At 76.2% G+C, this 3,576-nt stretch carries 2 protein-coding genes and 1 pseudogene; all 3 read left to right on the top strand.

Going from position 1 to position 3,576, the window contains the following annotated elements:
- A partial coding sequence (locus ACWEVO_RS32615; protein ID WP_452311289.1) for an SAM hydroxide adenosyltransferase occupies positions 1–151 on the top strand: 151 nt, incomplete at its 5' end.
- Between the two features lie 131 nt (positions 152–282).
- Positions 283–1,170 (top strand): zinc finger domain-containing protein, encoded by an 888-nt coding sequence (locus tag ACWEVO_RS32610; RefSeq protein ID WP_452311288.1) that lies wholly within the window; start codon positions 283–285, stop codon positions 1,168–1,170.
- Positions 1,171–1,355: 185 nt separating this feature from the next.
- Positions 1,356–3,576, top strand: a pseudogene (locus tag ACWEVO_RS32605) (hypothetical protein); the annotation flags it as partial.

Raw genomic sequence — 3,576 nt, 5'->3', positions numbered from 1 at the left:
CGGGCGGACCTTCGGCGACGCGCCCAGCGGCGGCCTGGTCCTCCTCGTCGACTCGGCCGGGCTGGTCGCGGTGGCGGTCAACGGCGGCCGGGCCGCCGACCTGCTCGGTCTCGCCCCCGGCGACCTGCTGACGGTCCGCGTAATCGGCTGACCCCCGCCGCTGATCCGGCACTTTCCGGGTAAGTGTGGCCTCCCCCCGTCGGGAGGCCGCGCTTTCCGGGAAGTTGTGCGGATCCGCACCCGGCCCCGGGCGCACCGGACGGCGCGAGGGAGGATGGGAGGGTGCCCGAAGGCGACACCGTCTGGAACACGGCCCGCGTCCTCCAGCGGGCCCTGGCCGGCGCGCAGCTGACCGGCTCCGACTTCCGGGTGCCGCAGCTCGCCGCGACCGACCTGACCGGCTGGACCGTCCGCGAGTCGGCCAGCCGGGGCAAGCACCTGCTGCTCCGGCTCAGCGCCCCAGCCGGCGCCGCCGGACCAGCCGGCACCGCCGAACCAGGCAGCGCCGCCGGATCAGCCGCCGGACCAGGCGGCGCGGCGGCGGCCGGGACGAGGGCCGCGACCCGGGACTGGACGCTGCACTCGCACCTGCGGATGGACGGCGCCTGGCGGGCGTACGCCCCGGGTGAGCGGTGGGCGGCCCGCCCGGCGCACCTGATCCGGGTGGTGCTCCGCTCTCCCGGAGCGGTGGCCGTCGGCTACCACCTGCACGAGCTGGCGCTGATCCCGACCGCCGACGAGGAGTCCCTGGTCGGCCACCTCGGGCCGGACCTGCTCGGCCCGGACTGGGACCCGGAGGAGGCGGTCCGCCGGTTGGCCGCCCACCCGGACGAGACCATCGGCGAGGCGCTGCTGGACCAGCGCAACCTGGCCGGCGTGGGCAACCTCTACAAGTGCGAGGTGCTCTTCCTGCGCGGGATCTCCCCGTGGACGCCGGTGCGGGCGGTGCCCGACCTGACCGGCACGGTCACCCTGGCGCAGCGGCTGCTGGCCGCGAACCGGGGCCGCTGGACGCAGAGCACCACCGGATCGCTGCACCGGGGGCAGACCAGCTACGTGTACGGCCGCCGCGCCCAGCCCTGCCGGCGCTGCGGCACCGCGATCCGCAAGCAGGAACTGGGCGAGCGGGTCACCTACTGGTGTCCGGTCTGCCAGCCGGAACGCGGCTGACCGCGGCCCACTCCCGTGGAACTTCCACGAACCGGCAAGATCCCCCCGAGATACGGACGATTGGGTACTTCCCTCCCCGCCGCCCGGCGTCGCATGCTGCGGTGGAGCGCTCACCGATCGTCAGCAGCGCGTACGCCCGCCACGGTGCGGTGGTGGCCGACGCGCCGGAGAGCCCGGGGGGAGCCATGGCCCTGTTCCGCAGATTCCGGCCGGGCTGGGCGGACCGTGCCGCCCGGACCGCCGAGGACCACGCGCCGACCGTGCCCGCCGCCCGGGCGGCCGAGGAGCCGGACCGGCCGGCGCCGACCAGCCTGGACCCGGCGGCCGTGCCGCGCTGCTTCGGCCCGGTGCCGAACTTCGCCGGGTCGCCGCTGCCGGCGCTGGGTCCGGACGGCCGGCCGGTGCCCGGCACCGGCATCCGCAAGTTCGTCGACGCGCTGCCCGTACCCGGCCCGCTCGCCACCCCCGGCCTGGGGGCCCGGCTGCCGGTGGCCGTGCCCGACACCATCACCTGGCCGGGCTGCGACTACTACGAGATCGGGTTGCAGGAGTACACCCAGCGGCTGCACCGGGACCTGCCGGCCACCCGGCTGCGCGGCTACCGCCAGCTCAACCTGGGCACCGACCCGGCCGGGCACAACACGGTGAACCCGCCGGACCGGCCCTGGCACCTCGGTCCGGTGATCATGGCGCGGCGTGGGCGACCGGTCCGGATCAAGTTCATCAACCAGCTCCCCACCGGGCGGGCCGGTGAGCTCTTCCTGCCGGTCGACGAGACCCTCGACGGGGCCGGCGTCGGCCCGCTGGACGGGCCCGCGCCGTACCCACAGAACCGGGCGGTTCCGCACCTGGCCGGGGCGCAGACGGCCTGGATCAGCGCCGGCAACCCGTGGCAGTGGGTCACCCCGGCCGGCGAGATCACTCCGTACCCGACCGGGGTGGGGGTGACACCGGTGCCCGACATGCCGCCGCCGGGGGCCGGGGCCACCACGCTCTACTTCCCGAACGACCAGAGCGGCCGGCTGATGTGGCTGCACGACAACACGCTCGGCCTGTCCCGGCTCACCGTCTACTCCGGCCAGCTCGCGCTCTACCTGCTCACCGACCCGGCGGAGGACCGGCTGATCGACGACGGGCTGCTCCCCGCCGACCAGCTCCCGCTGGTGGTCCAGGACAAGACCTTCGTGCCGGACGACGCCCAGCTCGCCGCCCAGGACCCGACCTGGGACCGGGACCGGTGGGGCGCCAAGGGCAACCTCTGGCACCCGCACGTCTACCAGCCCCGGCAGAATCCGTACCGGAGCACCGGCGGCAACCCGACCGGCCGGTGGGACTACGGCCCGTGGACACACGACCCGGACGGCGGCGCCAGCCCGTGGGTGGCCCCGGTGCCGAACCCGCACCACGACCCGGTGGCCGAGCCGGACGAGCCGCCGCTCGCGCCGGGCGTGCCGCACCCGTCGGCGGTCCCCGAGGCGTACGGGGACACCCCGCTGGTCAACGGGGTGGCCTACCCGTACCTGGAGGTGGAGCCGCGGGCGTACCGGTTCCGGATCCTCAACGCCTGCGCGGACCGCAGCCTGAACCTGCAGCTCTACCGGGCGTGCTCGGACGAGCCGATGTGGACCGACGACGGCGACGCCGACGAGCCGGAGGCCGGCGAGGTGCCGATGGTCGAGGCGGTACGGGCGGCCGGGCGGCCGGCGACCTGGCCCACCGACGGGCGGGAGGGCGGGGTGCCCGACCCGCGCGCCGCCGGCCCGGACCTGATCCAGATCGGCAACGAGGGCGGCCTGCTGCCTGCCCCCGCGGTGCTGACGAACCGCCCGATCGGCTTCCGCTACGACCGGCAGGACCCGACCGTGCTCAACGTGGACGGGCAGACCCTGCTGCTCGCCCCCGGCGAGCGGGCCGACGTGGTGGTGGACTTCGCCGCCGTCCCCCCGGGCAGCAACGTGATCCTCTACAACGACTGCCCGGCCCCGCTGCCCCGGTTCGACCCGCGCTACGACCACCACACCGACGCCCCGGACCGCACCCCGACCGGTGGGCTGCCCCCCGCCCGCCCCGGGTACGGCCCGAACACCCGGACCCTGCTCCAGTTCCGGGTGGCCGGCACCCCGGCGGCGCCGTACGACCTGGACCGCCTCGCCGCCCGGCTCCCCGGCGCGTACGCGGAGAGCCAGCGGCGGCCGATCGTGCCGCAGCCGGCGTACGACGTGCCCTTCGGCACCCGCACGCCCCGGGAGACCCTGGTCCCGGCGGGCACCACCTCGGTCACCTTCACCCCGGCCGGGGCAGTGGCCCCGGTGACCCTGCCGCTGCTGGTCAAGTCGGTCGGGCAGGTCTTCGAGCCCCGGCACGGCCGGGCGGTGGGCCGGCTCGGCGTCGGCCACCCGCACGCCG

The sequence above is a fragment of the Micromonospora sp. NPDC003776 genome (assembly GCF_053605645.1).
This window is presented reverse-complemented; position numbering and strand designations above follow the sequence as displayed.